Raw genomic sequence first — 18601 nt, forward strand, 5'->3', positions numbered from 1 at the left:
AGTTGGCCGGAACCACAGACGGCGCGTTACCCGTAGCCCGGGTAAGCGCAGCGCGACCCGGGAAGAAGCCTCACCGATGTACTCATCCCGGCACCTCCTCGGGTTGCGGCGTAAACGCCTGACCCGGGCTACTGGCCTGCAGACGGGGGGGGACTCGTAGCCCGGGTAAACGCAGCGCGACCCGGGAAGAAGCCGCGTCGATGTATTCATCCCGGCGCATCCCTGGCTATCGACTTGAAGTAGCCCGCTAGCGCCACCGGGTAAACCGAAAAGAGCGCCAATAAAAAGCCCCGGATGGCTCCGGGGCTGGCTATCACTCGTCAGTGACGATTAAGGCTTAGTACGCGCCGAGGTCGGTCCACACCTGGAACTGGCCGCAGTTCAGGTCCGGCTGATTGCCCTGAGACCACCATTTCACCTGGTAGTTATGGCCTTTCCAGCTGACGGTTTCAAAGGTACCCCAGTTGCCGCCATACACGGTGCTGGCATTCCACAGCGGATAAGGCGTGGTTTCGTCTGACGGCACTACATCATCATCCGCCGGTTGAGGTTGATCATCGCTGTTATCCTGGTCGTCCGCCGGCTCATCATCGTTCTTGTCTTCCGACTCGTCTTCGCTGTCATCGCTCTGGGTAGCGGCGACGACGGAGAGCACAAAGCGCTGCTGCGTTGACGGCTCACCCCAGGTATCGCGTACGAACAGAGTAAAGGTGAACTCGGTATCTTCGCTCACTTTCGGGACGTCGAACTCGATGACGGCGGCGGTTTTATCCGCCACGGCGATCGCCGCAGGCACGCCCCAACTGAAGGACAGGTCGTCGCTATCTTCATCCGAGGATTTTTCGCCGGAAAGACGCACGCGGGAGCCGCCAACCACCATCAGTTCGATGGCTGCTTTCGGCGCGTGGTTGACCGCCGGTTCAGGCTGAACGTCGTCTTCCTCATTTTCATCCGTTTCATCCGCTTCATCCGTCGGTTCGACGTTGATGCCTTCGAAATAGAACGGCTCCATATCGATAACTTCAGAGGCCATTTCATAGCCCAGACCTTCACGCGCGGCGTTCACCAGCACGCCGTTGTCCTGGTCGATAGTCCAGGTGAACAGCGCGCCCAGACCGAGGCTGGCGGCGTATTCGCCCTTGGCTTTCACCGTACGCGGGGTGTCCAGAGACATGAACAGCTTCGTTTCCGGATTGTAGAGGTAATCCGCGTTGGCCACCTGGTCGGTATAGACGTTGAAACCGTTACGGCCTTTCTGGTTTTCCAGATCCAGGTAGTTATAAATGGTGTCATACCATTCGGTGGTACCCGACTCGAAGGTACCCACGGTGGTGCCGGTGCCCGGGTTATAGGTACCCTTGAGCGGAGACAGAGATTCTAGCTCTGCATTGCGGCCGTTACGGCTGTAGGCAGCGTAACCAATATTAATGCGGTCTGACGGGAAGCCTTCGGCCAGCAGATGGTTGACGATGGTATCGACCGCCCAGCCGCCTTCTTCCAGCGCGTTCAGGTTGGTGTGATGCGTCAGGGTTTCCGCCCACGGCGTACCGAAGAAGTCATAGGTCATCACGTTGATGCCGTACAGACCGGCCTGCAGCAGCGCTTTCACGTTGGAGTAATCGAAGGTCTTCACTACCGCGGAGCTGGCAATGGAGATTTTGACGTTGCTCAGACCGGCGGAATCCAGCTGCTTACGCAGCTCGCCGATCAGCAGCGCATAGTTTTCGCCGTCTTCCGGGCCGTAAGGGTTGCCCGCGCCTTCCGCGTTCGGGTATTCCCAGTCGATATCCACTTCGCTGAACATCGGGAACTGTTTGAACAGTTTTACCACGCCTTTCGCGAAGGTTTTACGGGCGGAATCAGAAGCTGCGGTTTCGTGGAAGCTGTTACTCATGGTCCAGCCGCCGATGCTCATGGACAGCACCAGATCGTGACCCTGCTGCTTCGCTTTGGCCTGCAGATCGCGCAGGCCGCCGAGCAGACCTTTGGTATTCGCCTGAGTGACGGTTTTCGGATCGACGTCCCAGCCGCTGACGGAGTGGCCAACGTTAACGTAGGACTGGAAATCGCCCCACGGGTCGAGGAAGGTCGGCTCATATTTGACTTTTCCGCACTGCTCGGCGGCTTCGGCAACCACATCGCGGTACATCCCATCCACTTTATGGAAGCCGGTGACGCCGACGAAGCCGACGATGATTTTATCGTAAGCCGTAGGGGAGACGTTAGTCAGATCGTAGCCGCGACCGCGGTTATCTTTCGCATCGCCGCCCTGCAGACGTCCGTCATACTGAGACCAGTCGGTGTAGTAACCAAAGACTTTCGGTTTGCTGGTTGAGGCTTTGTATTTGTTATAGACCGGTTTGGCGACGCGAGCGGAGGTATAGCTGTAGTTGCTCACTTCGGTTGCCGGGTTAAAGCCGTCTGCGGCGTTGCTGGTTTCGGTCAGCGTATCGCCCTTAATCAATTTGCTTGTTGCCACGTTAATTTCCTTCTGTGTTGAATGCCCACCTCAAGCGGTGTGGGGCAAATAATCGGGCAACGCGGCGGCCAGGGCTAATCACAAAACAACACCGGCGACGATGATATTTTGGCTGAGGCGGCGATGAGACTGATGAGGTTCAGTGAGGGAAAATAAGCTTTTATAACAAACAGATGATGTGAGGAGTGATGCGCGATGAGATCCCGGCGACCCGCGCCGGGAGAAGAGCTTTAAGCAAAGAGCGCGGCTAAGCGCTGCAGCACCAGTACGGCGCTGTAATAATCCAGGCGAAAGGTTTCCGTTCCCAGCGGATAAACGCGTTTACCTTCGACTGCGGGCAGATGCGACAGCAGCGGGTTGGCGTAAATCGCATCGGCGTCTTTTTGGTCGCCAGCGAACAGGAACAGGCTCTGACCGTTAAGTCCGGCGGCTAAATTTTCACCGCCCAGCTGCACGATATCATGACGTTTCCCCTGACTCTGGCTGGCATGCAGACCGGCGGGCAGATCGGCAAGGGTAAAGCCCAGCTGTTGAAGCATCTGCCCCTGAGCGGACTCTTTCGTCCAGATATTGGCGCTATGGGCCGCGGCGGTGTAGACCAGCGCGGTGACCGGCTGCGGCGGCAGCTTCATCTTCTCTTTCAGCGCCGCCAGCTTAGTATCAAATTCCGCAATTCGCTCTGCCGCCTGTTTTTCATGGCCGGTGATCGTCCCCAGTTGGGTCAGCAGGGCCTGCCAGCTTTTGTCATCGTAGTTAATGACAAGCGTTGGGGCGATGGTGGAAAGCTGGTCGTAGAGCGTCAACGCCGAATCGCCGCCGGTGGCGCTAATCAGAATCAGATCCGGCATTTGCGCAGCGACGGCCTCAGCGCTCGGTTCGCCAATGTAGAGGCGCGACAGCTTCCGCGCTTTCGCCACATCGCTCCACTGACGTAAAAATCCCTGACCGTCGGCGACGCGGTTGTTCGGCGTCGTGGCGCCGCTGGCGACTACCGGCGCGTCAATCGCCAGTAGTGAGCCGGTCAGCGTCACGCTGGTGGAAACAATTCGCAGGGGCTGGCTTTCCAGCGTGTGCGTTCCCCGGCTGTCGGTTATCTGCCGCGGCCAGTCTGCCGCCAGCGCTGAGCTAATTCCTAAAATCGCCAGACCGCTGGCGAGGAGGGTACGGCGGCAAAAGGTGGAGAAATTCACGTATTCGCATCCTGATTAAGTGGTGATAAATGCTTCTCATTTTCAGCTTTGCGCCGCGTGGATGCAAGCCTAAGTCGCACAACATGCTACCTGTACGGTTGACATAGCGCGCAATACCTTTTAGGTTACCCAACCAAAATATAAATGATAATTATTCGTAATATCTTTATCGTTTTTTGGAGGATGATATGGAAACGTCTTTGGCTGAGGAAGTACGGGAGAAAAAAATGACTCTGCCGCCGGAAAGCTTCTTCTTTATGTCGCCGTACCGCAGTTTCACCACCGCTGGCTGCTTTAGTCGGTTTTCTCATCCTGCCGCCGATGGCGAAAATCTGGATGGGGAATTCCAGCACAAAATGGCCGCCGCCTTTACAGCGGCGCGGGCTGCCGGGATCGCTAAGCCGATAATGGTCGGCGCCATTCCGTTTGATACCAGCGAGCCGTCCGAGCTGTTTATACCCACAAGCTGGGAAACCTTCTCCCGACCAGAAAAGCAGCACTCCGCGCGCTATGCGTCGGGGCTGCAGCCCATGGACGTGATTCAGCGCCGGGAGATCCCCGAACAGGACACCTTTATGGCGATGGTGACGCGCGCGGCGGCCCTGACCGCGACGCCGGAAGTGGACAAAGTGGTCCTGTCGCGCCTGATTGATATCACCACCCGTGAGCGGGTTGATAGCGGTGCGCTGCTGGAGCGCCTGATTGCCCAGAACCCCGCCAGCTATAACTTCCACGTGCCGCTTTCGGACGGCGGCGTGCTGCTGGGCGCCAGCCCGGAGCTGCTGTTACGTAAAGAAGGGGCGCATTTTTACTCTCTGCCGTTGGCCGGTTCGGCCCGCCGTCAGCCGGACGATGTGCTGGACCGCGAAGCGGGGCACAAGCTGCTGGCGTCGGAAAAAGACCGCCATGAACATGAGCTGGTGACCCAGGCGATGAAGGCCGTACTGGCGCCGCGCAGCAGCGAGCTAAGCCTGCCGGATTCTCCGCAGCTGATCACCACGCCGACCCTGTGGCATCTGGCGACGCAGATTCAGGGCGCCGCGCTGGCAAACGAGAATGCCATGTCGCTGGCCTGTCTGCTGCATCCCACCCCGGCGCTGAGCGGCTTCCCGCATCAGGCGGCAAAACGCCTGATTAACGAACTGGAGCCGTTCGATCGCCAGCTGTTCGGCGGTATCGTCGGCTGGTGCGATGATGAAGGCAACGGCGAGTGGGTGGTCACCATCCGCTGCGCGCGCCTGCATCAACGCACGCTGCGGCTGTTTGCAGGCGCAGGGATCGTCCCGGCGTCTTCGCCGCTAGGCGAGTGGCGCGAAACCGGCGTCAAACTGACCACCATGCTGAACGTATTCGGCTTGCAATAAGGGACTATGATGATCGAATTTACCCGCTGGCCGGAAGCGTTCGCGGCCCGCTATCGGCAAAAAGGTTACTGGCAGGATCTGCCGCTGACTAACCTGATTACCCGTCATGCCGAAAACGATGCTCCCGCCATTATCGACGGCGACAAACGCTACAGTTATCGTGAGTTCAACCGCCTGGTTGATAATCTCGCCTCCTCGCTGCAGCGTCAGGGCCTGAAGCGCGGCGAAACGGCGCTGGTGCAGCTGGGCAACGTCGCGGAATTTTATCTGACGTTTTTCGCGCTGCTGCGGATCGGCGTGGCGCCGGTGAATGCGCTGTTCAGCCATCAGCGTAGCGAGCTCAACGCCTACGCCGCCCAGATTGAACCCGCCTTGCTGATTGCCGATCGCGAACACGCGCTGTTTGCCGATGACGAATTTCTGAATGATTTTGTCAGCCAGCATCCGTCGATACGCGTGGCTCTGCTGCTCAACGACAGCGGCGAACGGAGCCTGACGGCAGCCATTGAGCGGCCTGGCGATAATTTCATTGCCGGACCAACGCCTGCCGACGAAGTGGCCTTTTTCCAGCTTTCCGGCGGCAGCACCGGTACGCCGAAGCTCATCCCGCGTACCCATAACGACTACGACTACAGCATTCGCCGCAGCAACGAGCTGTGCGGCGTGAGCGCCGAAACGCGCTACCTGAACGCGCTTCCCGCCGCCCATAACTACGCGATGAGTTCGCCAGGTTCTTTAGGCGTCTTCCTCGCCGGCGGTGTGGTGGTACTGGCGCACGATCCGAGCGCCACACTCTGCTTCCCGCTGATTGAAAAACACCAGATTAACCTGACCTCGCTGGTTCCGCCTGCGGTCAGCCTGTGGCTGCAGGAGATCCAGGATTCCGGCAGCAACGCCCGCCTGCAATCGCTGCGGCTGCTGCAGGTTGGCGGGGCGCGCCTGTCCGCGACGCTCGCGGCGCGTATTCCGGCGGAAATCGGCTGTCAGCTTCAGCAGGTCTTCGGCATGGCGGAGGGGCTGGTGAACTATACCCGCCTCAACGATAGCCCCGAGCGCATTATCAATACTCAGGGTTGCCCAATGTGTCCGGACGATGAAGTGTGGGTGGCCGATGCGCAGGGCAATCCGCTGCCGCGGGGCGAAGTCGGACGGCTGATGACCCGTGGTCCTTACACCTTCCGCGGCTATTACAAGAGTCCGCAGCATAATGCCGAAGCCTTTGATGCCGACGGGTTCTACTGTTCTGGCGATCTGATCTCGATCGATGAAGACGGCTATATCACCGTGCAGGGACGGGAAAAAGATCAGATCAACCGCGGCGGGGAGAAGATCGCGGCGGAAGAGATCGAAAACCTGCTGCTGCGCCATCCGGCGGTGATCCACGTCGCGCTGGTCAGTATGGAAGATAGCCTGCTGGGAGAAAAGAGCTGCGCATATCTGGTGGTAAAAGAACCTCTGCGCGCGGTGGCGGTACGCCGCTTCCTGCGGGAACAAGGGGTCGCAGAATTTAAACTGCCGGACCGCGTGGAGTGCGTTGATGCGCTGCCGCTGACGCCGGTGGGCAAAGTCGATAAAAAACAATTACGTCAGTGGCTGGCTGAACGCAAGCTGGGCTGAAGGAGAAGACAGAATGGCAATCCCTAAATTACAGGCTTACGCGCTGCCGGAAGCCAGCGATATCCCGGCGAACAAAGTGAACTGGGCATTTGAGCCGTCCCGTGCCGCGCTGCTGATCCATGATATGCAGGAGTATTTCCTTAATTTCTGGGGCGAAAACAGCGCGATGATGGAGAAAGTGGTGGCCAACATCGCCGCCCTGCGCGAGTTCTGCAAACAGAATAATATTCCGGTTTTTTACACCGCCCAGCCGAAAGAGCAGAGCGATGAAGACCGCGCGCTGCTGAACGACATGTGGGGGCCGGGTCTGACCCGTTCTCCTGAACAGCAGCAGGTCATTGCCGCTCTTGCGCCGGACGACAACGATACCGTACTGGTGAAGTGGCGCTACAGCGCGTTTCATCGCTCGCCGCTGGAGGAGATACTGAAAGAGGCGGGGCGCGATCAGCTGATTATCACCGGCGTGTACGCCCATATCGGCTGCATGACCACCGCAACCGACGCGTTTATGCGCGATATTAAGCCATTTTTCGTTGCCGATGCGCTGGCTGATTTCAGCCGCGAGGAGCATCTGATGGCGCTCAACTACGTGGCGGGTCGCTCCGGTCGCGTGGTGATGACGGAAGAGCTGCTGCCGCTGCCGGCATCGAAAGCGGCGCTGCGCGCGCTGGTGCTGCCGCTGCTCGATGAATCCGATGAACCGATGGATGACGAAAACCTGATCGACTACGGCCTGGATTCGGTACGCATGATGGCGCTCGCCGCGCGCTGGCGTAAAGTGCACGGCGATATTGACTTCGTGGTGCTGGCGAAAAAACCGACCATCGATGCCTGGTGGGCGCTGCTTTCTCGCGAGGTGAAATAATGAACGGGCTAGATTTTCACGGCCAGACCGTGTGGATCACCGGCGCGGGTAAGGGGATCGGCTACGCTACCGCGCTGGCGTTCGTTGAGGCCGGCGCGCAGGTAACCGGTTTTGATCTGGCGTTCGACGGTGAAAGCTATCCGTTTGCCACCGAGACGCTGAACGTCGCCGACGCGCAGCAGGTGGCGCAGGTATGCGGCCGCCTGCTGGCAGGGATCGAGCGGCTGGATGTGTTGGTTAATGCGGCCGGTATTTTGCGGATGGGGGCGACCGATGCGCTGAGCCTTGAAGACTGGCAGCAGACCTTTGCCGTCAACGTTGGCGGGGCGTTTAACCTGTTCCAGCAGACGATGGCGCAGTTCCGCCGCCAGAAAGGCGGGGCGATTGTGACTGTGGCGTCCGACGCTGCGCATACCCCGCGCATCGGCATGAGCGCCTACGGCGCATCAAAGGCGGCGCTAAAGAGCCTGGCGCTGACCGTCGGCCTGGAGCTGGCGGGCAGCGGCGTACGCTGTAATCTGGTTTCTCCTGGTTCTACCGACACCGATATGCAGCGGACGCTGTGGGTGAGCGATGATGCAGAGCAGCAGCGCATTCGCGGCTTCGGCGAGCAGTTTAAGCTGGGGATTCCGCTGGGTAAAATCGCCCGCCCGCAGGAGATTGCCAATACCATTCTGTTCCTCGCCTCCGCTCACGCCAGCCATATCACGCTGCAGGATATCGTGGTGGACGGCGGCTCGACGCTGGGGGCATAAATGGCCTGGAAACGTCAGCTGACGCTGGATGAGCTTAACGCCACCAGCAGCAATACGATGGTGGCCCATCTGGGCATCGTCTATACCCGGATTGAGGAGGGCGTGCTGGAAGCGGAAATGCCGGTCGACGCGCGAACCCATCAGCCGTTCGGGCTGCTGCACGGCGGCGCCTCTGCGGCGCTGGCGGAAACCCTCGGCTCGATGGCCGGATGGTTGATGACCGCAGAGGGACAGTGCGTGGTGGGGACCGAGCTCAACGCCACCCATCACCGGGCGGTCTCCAGCGGTAAAGTCCGCGGCGAATGCCGGGCGCTGCACCTGGGGCGTCAGGGCCAGAGCTGGGAAATTGCGATATTCGACGAGCGAGGACGGCGCTGCTGCACCTGCCGTCTGGGCACGGCGGTCCTCGGCTGAGGCATAGCCTGTTCCCGGGTCGCGCTGCGCTTACCCGGGCTACGGTTTCACCGCCGTCTGCGGGCCGGTAGCCCGAGTCAGGCGTTTACGCCGCAACCCGGGGATGCGCCGCGATGAATACATCGGTGCGGCTTCTTCCCGGTGGCGCTGCGCTGACCGGGCTACGGGTTCACCGCCGTCTGCGGGCCGGTAGCCCGGACAGGCGCGTCAAGCGCCGCCTCCGGGGAAACAACCTGCGATGCAGTTACAGAATATCCCTCCCTGTTTTCATCCATTTTCCTGCCAGAAGTGATCTCGCTTGCAATGTGAGATAAATCCTTGCCGTCAGGCGACATCTGCAACGTTTCAGAGTTGTTAAAACTCGTATTGTGTTCTAGAAACAAATTGTAACATCCTGATTACCCTACCTGTGGAACACAATGATGAATAATTCAGGGAAATACCTCATCTGGACACTGCTCTCCGTTATCGGAGCCTTTGCCCTGGGCTATATCGCGCTAAACCGGGGTGAGCAGATTAACGCGCTATGGATTGTCGTTGCGGCAGTCTGCGTCTATCTGATCGCCTATCGCTTCTACGGCCTATATATCGCCAAAAACGTGCTGGCGGTTGACCCGACGCGCATGACTCCGGCGGTGCGTCACAACGACGGCCTTGACTACGTTCCGACCGATAAGAAAGTGCTGTTCGGCCACCATTTTGCCGCTATTGCCGGCGCAGGGCCGCTGGTTGGCCCGGTGCTGGCGGCGCAAATGGGCTATCTGCCGGGAATGATCTGGATCCTGGCGGGCGTGGTGCTGGCCGGGGCGGTACAGGACTTTATGGTGCTGTTCGTCTCAACCCGTCGCGACGGACGTTCGCTCGGCGAGCTGGTGAAAGAGGAGATGGGCCCGACCGCCGGGGTGCTGGCGCTGGTGGCCTGCTTTATGATCATGGTTATTATCCTTGCGGTGCTGGCGATGATCGTGGTGAAAGCGCTAACCCACAGCCCGTGGGGCACCTACACCGTGGCCTTCACCATCCCGCTGGCGATATTCATGGGCATTTATATTCGCTATCTGCGCCCCGGGCGCATTGGCGAAGTGTCGGTGATTGGTCTGGTGATGCTGGTGTTCGCCATCATCTCCGGCGGCTGGGTGGCGGAAAGCCCGACCTGGGCGCCGTGGTTTGATTACACCGGCGTACAGCTTACCTGGATTCTGGTGGGCTACGGGTTTATCGCCGCCGTACTGCCGGTCTGGCTGCTGCTGGCGCCTCGCGACTACCTCTCTACTTTCCTGAAAATCGGCACCATCGTCGGTCTGGCGATTGGGATTCTGATCATGCGTCCGACGCTGACGATGCCGGCGCTGACCAAATTTATCGATGGCACCGGGCCGGTATGGAGCGGCAGCCTGTTCCCGTTCTTGTTTATCACCATCGCCTGCGGCGCGGTTTCCGGCTTCCATGCCCTGATCGCTTCCGGCACCACCCCGAAAATGCTGGCCAACGAAGGCCAGGCGTGTTTTATCGGCTACGGCGGCATGCTGATGGAGTCCTTCGTAGCGATCATGGCGCTGGTGGCGGCCTGTATTATCGACCCGGGCGTCTACTTCGCGATGAACAGCCCAATGGCGGTGCTGGCTCCGGCGGGCGTGACCGATGTGGTGGCGTCGGCGGCGCAGGTGGTGAGTAGCTGGGGCTTTACCGTAACCCCGGATACGCTCAATCAGATCGCCAATGAGGTAGGGGAACAGTCGATTATTTCACGCGCGGGCGGCGCGCCGACGCTGGCGGTGGGCATGGCCTATATCCTCCACGGTTCGCTGGGCGGCCTGATGGACGTCTCTTTCTGGTACCACTTCGCGATTCTGTTTGAGGCGCTGTTTATCCTGACCGCGGTGGATGCCGGCACGCGGGCGGCGCGCTTTATGCTGCAGGATCTGCTTGGGGTGATCAGCCCGGGGCTCAAGCAAACCAGCTCCCTGCCGGCGAACCTTCTTGCGACCGCGCTGTGCGTGCTGGCCTGGGGCTACTTCCTGCATCAGGGCGTAGTTGACCCACTTGGCGGCATCAACACCCTCTGGCCGCTGTTTGGTATTGCCAACCAGATGCTGGCAGGGATGGCGCTGATGCTCTGCGCGGTGGTACTGTTTAAGATGAAGCGCCAGCGTTATGCCTGGGTCGCACTGCTGCCAACCTCCTGGCTGCTGATCTGTACCCTGACCGCGGGCTGGCAGAAGTCGTTCAGCACCGATACCAAAGTGGGCTTCCTGGCGATTGCCAACAAGTTCCAGGCGATGATTGACAGCGGCAATATTCCGCCGCAGTACACCGAGTCGCAGCTGGCGCAACTGGTGTTTAACAACCGTCTGGATGCCGGGCTGACCATCTTCTTCATGGTGGTGGTGGTGGTTCTGGCGCTGTTCTCAATTAAGACCGCGCTGGCGGCGTTGAAAGAGGACAAACCGACGGCGAAAGAGACCCCTTACCAGGCGATGCCAGCTGATGCTGAAAGCCTGGTCACCCAGGCGAAACGCGCCCATTAAAGCGTCATTTTATTGCCCTCCTTCATGAGAAGGAGGGCGGTTAGCGGAGTTGGAAATGTTTGATACCCTTTCGAAAGCAGGAAAATATCTGGGCCAGGCGGCGAAGATGATGATCGGCGTCCCGGATTACGACAACTACGTGGAGCACATCCGCGTGACCCACCCCGAGCAAACGCCGATGACCTATGAAGAGTTTTTCCGCGAACGTCAGGACGCACGCTACGGCGGTAAAGGCGGCGCGAAGTGCTGTTAACCCTCTTTCGGCAGATACAGGCTGATCTGCTCCTGCGTACAACCGTAAATGGCCGCCAGCTTTTCGCGAGTGCGCTTTTGCGGGCGGGAGTCGATAGCTTCTAGCTGGGAAACCGCAGACTGGCTAATCCCGAGCTTATTGGCCACCTCCTGCTGCGACAGGCCGCGCAGAATGCGCCAGGCCGCCTGCAGGCTGACTTTCTCTTTATCCATGATGTCGCAGACGTCACCCGGCAGCATCACGTTGTCGTAGATATCGTGTTCTACCGGAATATCTTCAAGATCGGCTTCCGTTTCATCATCCAGCTCGGCTAGCTGCAAACACATCTGGAAGTATTCGTCGTAGGGGATCACCGCGTACTGCGCTTTCCCTTCATCATCCTTAATTATCTGAACAGCCATATGGCATATTCTCCTCATGCAAATAGGTTGTTGAGGTTCTGCGCTTAACGGACACGATAAACAGGTCGTTCAGCGTCAGCCCCTGACGTGTGAAAATGATCCGATAATCCCCTACCCGAAGACGGTAATGATTCTCTGGTTTAGATAACTTTCTGACATCGGGCCGAGGAGCCGTACGGTCACCTAAATCCGCTAGCCTGCTTTTGATTCTCTGCTGATAGCGATAATCGATATTTGCCAGTTCCTTTTTTGCCACTTTTGACCAGATGAGCATGCTATGTACTTCCACTGTACACCTCAGTTGAACATAAGAAAATAATAAGTTTATAAGATAAGTTTGCTATTTTCTTATGAGGGTACCCTAACGCAGAATCGTCATCTGGCGAAGGCCGAAACATCGGCTTTGCGAGGCGGCTCGAAAGCGCCTCCGCCGGGCGGCAGAGGCGAATAAAACGGAGGGGTTAACCGGCGAAACGTTCGACTTTTTCAAACGCGGCGCGCAGGGTTTCGGCGTTCAGTTCAACCGGCAGAAAATGGATAGACTCCACCGGGCGCAGGGTATGGGCAATCACCTTATCCAGCTGTTCGCGGTTATTGATATCCACCTCCAGCGCCGCCAGGGTGGTTGGCAGATTAAAGCGCTGATACGCCTGCACCAGCTGTGCCAGCACGTCGTCCTGGCCGAGCAGGGCGCTCTGGACCAGAATACCGTAGGCGACTTTGGTCCCGTGAAGATACTTCTCGGTCTGCGGCAGCACCGTCAGCCCGTTATGCACCGCATGGGCGGCGGCGACGCGGGTATAGCGCTCGCCGAGCCCGCCGACCATACCGCCGCCGGCGACGATCGCATCCACGACGTCGCGGAAAGCCTGGGTTAGCTCGCCGCGTTGCTGGTCGGCCAGCGCGGTTTCGCTGCTTTCCAGCAGTACATCGCGGATGGCCAGCGCGCCGTTGATGCCAAGACGCACGGTGAGCGGCAGCGTCTCCGGCTGCGGGGCCAGCACTACCGCTTCATACCATTTCGCCAGCGTATCGCCGATGCCCGCCAGCAGATATTCCGCCGGCGCGTTAAGAATAATGCGCGGCTCCACCAGTACCAGAAAGTTGGCATCGTCGAAGATTTCAAACTGCAGCGCCTGACCGGCATCGTTATACCACACCGACAGCGGCGTCCAGGCCGCGCAGGTGGCGGCGATGGTGGGGATAGCCACCACCGGCAGGCCGAGGCGTCGGGCCAGCGCCTTCGCGGTATCCAGCAGCGCGCCGCCGCCTACGCCAATTACCACCGACCGATCGTCGCCGGACGCGCGGGCCAGCTCGCTGACATCGCTTTCGCTACAGTGGCCTTTAAAGAGGATTTTTTTGGCTCCGGGAGCGTTAAACGCTGCCGGCAGAAAAGCCTGGGCGCCTGCGATAGCCCGCTCGCCGTAAACCCACACCGCACGTGAAAGCTGTTCTTCGCTATAAAAATCCTGCAGCCGGGCAAGGCTGCCGGGATGGGAATAGTAGTTGGCGGGGCCGGGGACCACGCGGATATCACTATGACTCATTCATGCTGTCCTTGTTCTGTTTCGCTAACCCGATGTTATGTCTGGACATCCAGATGGCTAATATTATTTCGCTTTATCTTATGCCTTTTATGCATTTGTCAGTCAAGGGCAGCTATGAAAAATTCGTTAAATCAGAAGATTAATCGACAGGGTGCAGGGGATGACCGGCAATCGCCTTGAGATGCAAAATATTAGCCTGGCCTTTTCCGGCTTTCGGGCGCTCAGCAACGTGGCTTTTACCCTGCAAGGGGGCTCGGTGCATGCGCTGACCGGCGCTAACGGCGCAGGCAAGTCCACGCTAATGGCGGTGCTGTGCGGCACCCACGCCCATTACGAAGGCGAGGTGGTGATTAACAACCAGCCGGTGAGCATTCGCTCGCCGCGCGATGCTAAACAGCTGGGGATTCATCTGGTGCAGCAGGAGGTAGACGTGGCGCTGGTTCCGGGCCTGAGCATCGCGGAAAACATCATGCTCGACAGGCTGGCGGAACCGGGGCTCGCCTTCCGCTGGGGACGGCTGCGCCAGCTGGCGCGCGAGGCGCTGGCTCAGCTTGACGTCAGCCTCGACGTGCGCCGCTCCATCGACAGCTGCACGCTGGCGGAAAAACAGCAAATCCTGCTGGCTCGCGCCCTGTCGCATCACTGCCGCTTTCTTATCCTCGATGAGCCAACCGCGCCGCTGGACCAAAACGAAAGCGAGCGCCTGTTTGCGGTGGTTCGCCGCCTGCAACAGCAGGGCCTTGGCATTGTGTTTATCTCGCACCGCATTCATGAATTAAAAGCCGTTTGCGACACCCTGACGGTGCTGCGCGACGGCCGACTGATTGAGAGCGGGCCGATGGCCGATCTCAGCGGCGAACAGATCGTCGAGAGAATGCTCGGTCATGAGCTGAGCGATATCTTCCCGCCGAAGCGGCCGCCCCATAGCGATGAGGTGCTGCTACAGGTGGAAGGGCTGCACGACGAAGGGTTATTGCAGGATATCTCCCTGCGTTTGCGCAAGGGAGAGATTCTGGGGATCGCCGGACTGGCGGGCGCCGGCAAAACCGAGCTGTGCAAGGCGCTGTTTGGCGCCAGCAAAAGTCGTTTGACGCGCGGCGAACTGAATAGTCAGCCGTGGCGACCGCGTGACCCGGCGGACTCGGTAGCGCGCGGCCTGGCGCTGGTGCCGGAAGAGCGGCGCAAGGAGGGCATTTTTATCGAGGAGCCGGTGGCGATGAATCTGGCGGTCAGCGCCGATAGCAGCTTCTCCCGCTGGAGCCTGTTTGGCCATCGTCAGGCCTGGCGCTGGGCGGAAGAGGTGATTGCCCGCGTAGGCATTCGGACTTCAGGCCCGGCGCAGAGCCTGCGCCGGCTCTCCGGCGGTAATCAGCAAAAGGTAGCGATTGGCAAATGGCTGCGCGGCAACGCCAACGTCCTGATTTTCGATGAGCCGACCAAAGGGGTCGACGTCAAAGCCAAAACGGATTTATTCAATGTGATCGACGGCCTGGCGCGGGAAGGCAAAGGGGTGATTTACGCCTCGGGCGAATTCGCCGAGCTGGTCGGCCTGTGCGATCGCATCTGCGTGCTGTGGGACGGACGCATCGTGGCGGAAATTGCGGGCGCGGAGGCCCGGGAAGAAAACATTCTTTATTACTCCACCGGAGGAGCAGCAGCGTGAGTAAAGCCCTGGCAGTTAACGCGGCGGTTTCTGGCCGTCAGCGATTTTTCGATTTTCTCTACAAATGGGGCATGTTGCTGACCGTCGTCCTGCTGATCGCCGTTTTTGGTCTGGCATCGGACAACTTCCTCGACCCGTTTAACATCATCAATATCCTGCGATCTATCGCCATCGTGACGGTGATCGCTATCGGCGTATCGATATCCCTGACCATCGGCGGCTTCGATTTGTCCGTAGGCTCCACCGCCTCGCTGGCCAATGCGCTGGTGATTTCGCTGTTTGTCTGGCACGGCTTCGGCACCACCGAGGCAATTCTTGTCACCCTCGCGCTCTGTACCTTAGTGGGGCTGTTCAACGCGTTTCTGATTGTGATCCTGCGTATACCCGACATGCTGGCGACGCTTGCCAGCCTGTTCGTGATTCAGGGCGTGGCGATGACTTACAGCTACGGCGGGTCGATCACCGAAAATATGGTGCTGCCGAGCGGCGATATGGCGGAAGGCGCGATTCCGGCGGCGTTTGGTTCGCTCGGACAGGTGCCGACGATAGTCATCATTATGCTGGTGGTGACCGTTGTCGCCCAGCTGGCGCTCTCCTTGACCACTCACGGCCGGCGGATGTACGCCATCGGCGGCAATCCGGAAGCGGCGCGCCTCTCGGGTCTGCGGATCACCCGGTACAAAGTCGCCGCTTACGTGATCGCCTCCCTGCTGGCGGGGCTCGGCGGCATTCTGCTGGCGTCGCGCATCGGCTCATCGCAGGTGAACGCCGGCGGCGGCTATCTGATGGATGCGGTGGCGGCGGCGTGGATTGGCTTCTCGCTGGCCGGTTCCGGTAAGCCGAACGCGCTCGGTACGCTGGTGGGGGCGGTCATTTTAGGCGTGCTCTCCAATGGACTGGTGATGCTCTCGGTTCCCTATTACGCGATGGACATTATTAAAGGGCTGGTGCTGGCTGGCGCGCTCGCACTGACCTATTTTCAGCGCCGTACCTAAAATTTTACAGGGTAAACACTATGAAAAAGATAACGCTTTCACTCATCGCGCTGGGATTGTTTAACGCGACGGCAGCTTTTGCTGAAACCCCGGCGCCGCTTCCGACAGCGATCGCCGACCATAGCGGGCCGATTCGCATTGCGGTGATCCGCAACCTGGGCTCCGACGATAACACCACCCAGTTTGTCTCCGGAGCGGTCCAGGAGGGCAAAAAGCTCGGCTTTAAAATCAGCACCTTCCTCAGCAACGGTGATGACGCCAAATTCCAGGACTTCGTTAACCAGGCGATTAGCCAGAAATACGACGGCATTATTCTTTCTCAGGGACGCGATCCCTACGCCACCGCGCTGGTGAAAAAAGCGGTGGACGCCGGGATCAAAGTCTCGGTCTTCGATACCGCGGTAAACGGCCAGATCCCGGGTGTCACCGTCACCCAGCAGGATGACGCTTCCCTGACCGAGCTCTCCTTTGGCCAGCTGGTGAAAGATTTCAACGGCAAAGCCAATATCGTCAAACTGTGGGTCGCGGGTTTCCCGCCGATGGAGCGTCGCCAGGCGGCCTACCAGACGCTGCTTAAACAAAATCCCGGTATCAAAGAGCTGGAATCGATCGGCGCCGTCTCATCCGATGTGCAGGGCGATACGGCCAACAAGGTTGGCGCGATCTTAGCGAAATACCCGAAAGGTAAAATTGATGCTATCTGGGGAACCTGGGACGCGTTCAGCCAGGGTGCTTATAAAGCGCTGAAAGAGAACGGTCGCAGTGAGATCAAACTCTACAGCATCGATATTTCTAACCAGGATCTGCAGCTGATGCGCGAATCCGGCAGTCCGTGGAAGGTGAGCGTAGCGGTGGATCCGAAGCTTATCGGCGCCACTAACGTGCGTCTGATCGCCAATAAGATTGCCGGCGAACCAACCCCTGCAACCTACGACTTTAAAGCGGCGGCGATTCCGCAGGCGCTGCTGGCGGCGCAGCCGGGAGCGGTCAACGTCGCTTCGCTGGGTAAAATTATTCCAGGCTGGGGCCAGACTGAAGACTTTATCGCCCCGTGGTTTGCCACTCTCGAAGCGAAAAACAAATAATAGCGTCCGGCGGCTGTCAGGTACCCTCTGCCAGCGGTAGAGGGGAACCAGCGCTGCCCGGCAACAGGAGGTTATGTGGCTGAATTACCGCGCCCGGAATACAGCCGCAATATGCGGCTGATTGGACATAGCGATCAGGGAGGACGCCCGGACGGCGTCCAACTGATGGTACATCGGGGTTATGCCTATATTGGCCATATGGTATCGCAGGGCTTTTCCGTAGTGGACGTACGTGACGCGAAAAATCCGCGAACGGTCAATTACATCGCCGCGCCACCCGGTACCTGGAACGTCCATTTACAGGCGCACGACGATCTGCTGCTGGTGATCAACGCCCGGGATCTGTTCGCCGATGCCCGCTTCGCCGACGAGAAGGTTTATTACACCCGTTCGGTGGGCGAGACGGTCAGCGACGTACGGGAGAAGGGCTGGAGCGCCGGGCTGCGGATTTTTGATATCTCCACCCCGGATAAACCGCAAGAGATCGCCTTTCTGTCGCTTAACGGCATCGGTATTCACCGAATCTGGTACGTCGGCGGGCGCTGGGCCTACGTTTCCGCGCTGATTGACGGCTTTAGCGACTATATTTTCCTGACTATCGACCTGGCCGATCCGCGTAAGCCGGAAGTTGCCGGGCGCTGGTGGCTGCCGGGGATGAACCAGGCGGCGGGGGAGACCCCGCAGTGGCCGGAAGGTAAGCGCTATGCCCTGCATCACGCGATTATCGCCGGCGACACCGCCTACGGCAGCTGGCGCGACGGCGGCCTGACCCTGCTCGATGTGCAGGATCGCTCTCAGCCGAAGCTAATCAGCCACCGTAACTGGAGCCCGCCGTTTGGCGGCGGTACCCACACCGCGCTGCCGCTCCCGGACCGGGATCTGCTGGTGGTGCTTGATGAGGCGGTACTGGATAACCAGCAGGATGGGGAGAAGCTGATCTGGCTGTTCGACATTCGCGAGCCGACGAATCCGGTGAGTATCGCCACTTTCCCGCAGCCGGATGAAGCTGATTACGTGGCGAAAGGTGCGCACTTCGGTCCACATAACCTGCATGAGAATCGCCCCGGCAGCTTTGTCAGCTCAACGCTGATTTTCGCCACTTATCAGAACGCGGGCGTTCGCGCTTACGATATTTCCAACCCTTATCGGCCGGTGGAAACCGGGGCGCTGGTGCCCGCCGCGCCGGCGAAAATGATGGATACCCGCCCCGGTCGTCCGCGGGTGATCCAGTCCTGCGATGTGTTCGTCGACGCTCAGGGAATAATCTACAGCACCGACTATAACGGCGGGCTGTCGGTGATTGAGTATCTGGGGTAGGGGATGGTGGGTTGTTGCCTTCCCGGGTCGCGGCGCAAACGCCTTAACCGGGCTACAGACGGTGGTGCCCCCGTAGCCCGATGTGATGGACACCTCCCCCTTACGGCATCAAAGTGCCAGACTGA

General features: G+C 59.3%; 17 protein-coding genes. 11 read left to right on the forward strand and 6 right to left on the reverse strand.

Annotation, left to right across the window (positions count from 1 at the left end):
- Window positions 1-337: 337 nt before the first annotated feature.
- Together ABLV11_RS10800 and fepB are read right to left on the reverse strand one after the other, a co-directional pair.
- Window positions 338-2479, reverse strand: coding sequence for a glycosyl hydrolase family 18 protein (locus ABLV11_RS10800; protein ID WP_126488766.1), 2142 nt, complete (start codon window positions 2477-2479; stop codon window positions 338-340).
- A 230-nt stretch (window positions 2480-2709) separates the two neighbouring features.
- Window positions 2710-3669, reverse strand: coding sequence for a Fe2+-enterobactin ABC transporter substrate-binding protein (fepB, locus tag ABLV11_RS10805; protein WP_023320536.1), 960 nt, complete (start codon window positions 3667-3669; stop codon window positions 2710-2712).
- A gap of 188 nt (window positions 3670-3857) precedes the next feature.
- Between fepB and entC the strand changes: the two genes are divergently transcribed.
- The 5 genes from entC to entH are packed head-to-tail and all read left to right on the forward strand — an operon-like array spanning window position 3858 to window position 8684.
- Window positions 3858-5033 carry an isochorismate synthase EntC gene (gene entC / locus ABLV11_RS10810; RefSeq protein ID WP_004100073.1) on the forward strand — a complete coding sequence of 392 codons (1176 nt, stop codon included), beginning with the start codon at window positions 3858-3860 and terminating at the stop codon, window positions 5031-5033.
- Between the two features lie 9 nt (window positions 5034-5042).
- Entirely contained in the window at window positions 5043-6650 is a 1608-nt protein-coding gene (gene entE, locus ABLV11_RS10815; protein ID WP_004100075.1) for a (2,3-dihydroxybenzoyl)adenylate synthase EntE, read from the forward strand.
- 13 nt (window positions 6651-6663) lie between these two features.
- On the forward strand, window positions 6664-7515 hold the full coding sequence (entB, locus tag ABLV11_RS10820) for an enterobactin biosynthesis bifunctional isochorismatase/aryl carrier protein EntB (RefSeq protein ID WP_004100078.1): 852 nt from the start codon (window positions 6664-6666) through the stop codon (window positions 7513-7515).
- Window positions 7515-8270 carry a 2,3-dihydro-2,3-dihydroxybenzoate dehydrogenase EntA gene (gene entA, locus ABLV11_RS10825; protein WP_023320538.1) on the forward strand — a complete coding sequence of 252 codons (756 nt, stop codon included), beginning with the start codon at window positions 7515-7517 and terminating at the stop codon, window positions 8268-8270. The genes entB and entA overlap by 1 nt, the downstream gene beginning before the upstream one ends.
- Window positions 8271-8684: a proofreading thioesterase EntH gene (gene entH / locus ABLV11_RS10830; protein ID WP_023320539.1), complete on the forward strand. Its 414-nt coding sequence runs from the start codon at window positions 8271-8273 to the stop codon at window positions 8682-8684. It abuts the gene before it with no gap.
- A gap of 161 nt (window positions 8685-8845) precedes the next feature.
- On the opposite strand, the gene ABLV11_RS10835 is transcribed toward entH, so the two are convergent.
- Window positions 8846-9067, reverse strand: coding sequence for a hypothetical protein (locus ABLV11_RS10835; protein ID WP_348855308.1), 222 nt, complete (start codon window positions 9065-9067; stop codon window positions 8846-8848).
- 39 nt (window positions 9068-9106) lie between these two features.
- Between ABLV11_RS10835 and cstA the strand changes: the two genes are divergently transcribed.
- Complete coding sequence (gene cstA / locus ABLV11_RS10840; RefSeq protein WP_032727939.1) at window positions 9107-11212, forward strand: pyruvate/proton symporter CstA; 2106 nt, start codon at window positions 9107-9109, stop codon at window positions 11210-11212.
- A 55-nt stretch (window positions 11213-11267) separates the two neighbouring features.
- Complete coding sequence (locus tag ABLV11_RS10845) at window positions 11268-11465, forward strand: YbdD/YjiX family protein (protein ID WP_004100083.1); 198 nt, start codon at window positions 11268-11270, stop codon at window positions 11463-11465.
- On the opposite strand, the gene ABLV11_RS10850 is transcribed toward ABLV11_RS10845, so the two are convergent.
- From ABLV11_RS10850 to ABLV11_RS10860, 3 genes are all read right to left on the reverse strand, one after another.
- The gene (locus ABLV11_RS10850) at window positions 11462-11866 is read right to left on the reverse strand and encodes a helix-turn-helix domain-containing protein (RefSeq protein WP_004100084.1); all 405 of its coding nucleotides are present in this window, start codon (window positions 11864-11866) and stop codon (window positions 11462-11464) included. The genes ABLV11_RS10845 and ABLV11_RS10850 overlap by 4 nt on opposite strands.
- On the reverse strand, window positions 11847-12140 hold the full coding sequence (locus tag ABLV11_RS10855; protein WP_004100085.1) for a type II toxin-antitoxin system RelE/ParE family toxin: 294 nt from the start codon (window positions 12138-12140) through the stop codon (window positions 11847-11849). Before ABLV11_RS10855 ends, ABLV11_RS10850 begins: the two co-directional genes overlap by 20 nt.
- A 187-nt stretch (window positions 12141-12327) precedes the next feature.
- A complete protein-coding gene (locus ABLV11_RS10860) occupies window positions 12328-13416 on the reverse strand; it encodes an oxidoreductase (protein WP_004100087.1) in 1089 nt (362 codons plus the stop codon).
- A 160-nt stretch (window positions 13417-13576) separates the two neighbouring features.
- Between ABLV11_RS10860 and ABLV11_RS10865 the strand changes: the two genes are divergently transcribed.
- The 4 genes from ABLV11_RS10865 (at window position 13577) to ABLV11_RS10880 (ending at window position 18476) form a co-directional block, all read left to right on the forward strand.
- The gene (locus ABLV11_RS10865) at window positions 13577-15079 is read left to right on the forward strand and encodes a sugar ABC transporter ATP-binding protein (RefSeq protein ID WP_004100089.1); all 1503 of its coding nucleotides are present in this window, start codon (window positions 13577-13579) and stop codon (window positions 15077-15079) included.
- Complete coding sequence (locus tag ABLV11_RS10870; RefSeq protein WP_004100091.1) at window positions 15076-16074, forward strand: ABC transporter permease; 999 nt, start codon at window positions 15076-15078, stop codon at window positions 16072-16074. Before ABLV11_RS10865 ends, ABLV11_RS10870 begins: the two co-directional genes overlap by 4 nt.
- Window positions 16075-16094: 20 nt before the next feature.
- Window positions 16095-17159, forward strand: a complete 1065-nt coding sequence (locus tag ABLV11_RS10875; protein WP_004100093.1) for a sugar ABC transporter substrate-binding protein — start codon at window positions 16095-16097, stop codon at window positions 17157-17159.
- A 75-nt stretch (window positions 17160-17234) separates the two neighbouring features.
- A complete protein-coding gene (locus ABLV11_RS10880; protein WP_004111283.1) occupies window positions 17235-18476 on the forward strand; it encodes an LVIVD repeat-containing protein in 1242 nt (413 codons plus the stop codon).
- Window positions 18477-18601: the final 125 nt, after the last annotated feature.

Origin of the sequence: Klebsiella sp. GW_Kp181 (assembly GCF_040062315.1) — a bacterium.
GTDB classification, from domain to species: domain Bacteria; phylum Pseudomonadota; class Gammaproteobacteria; order Enterobacterales; family Enterobacteriaceae; genus Klebsiella; species Klebsiella oxytoca.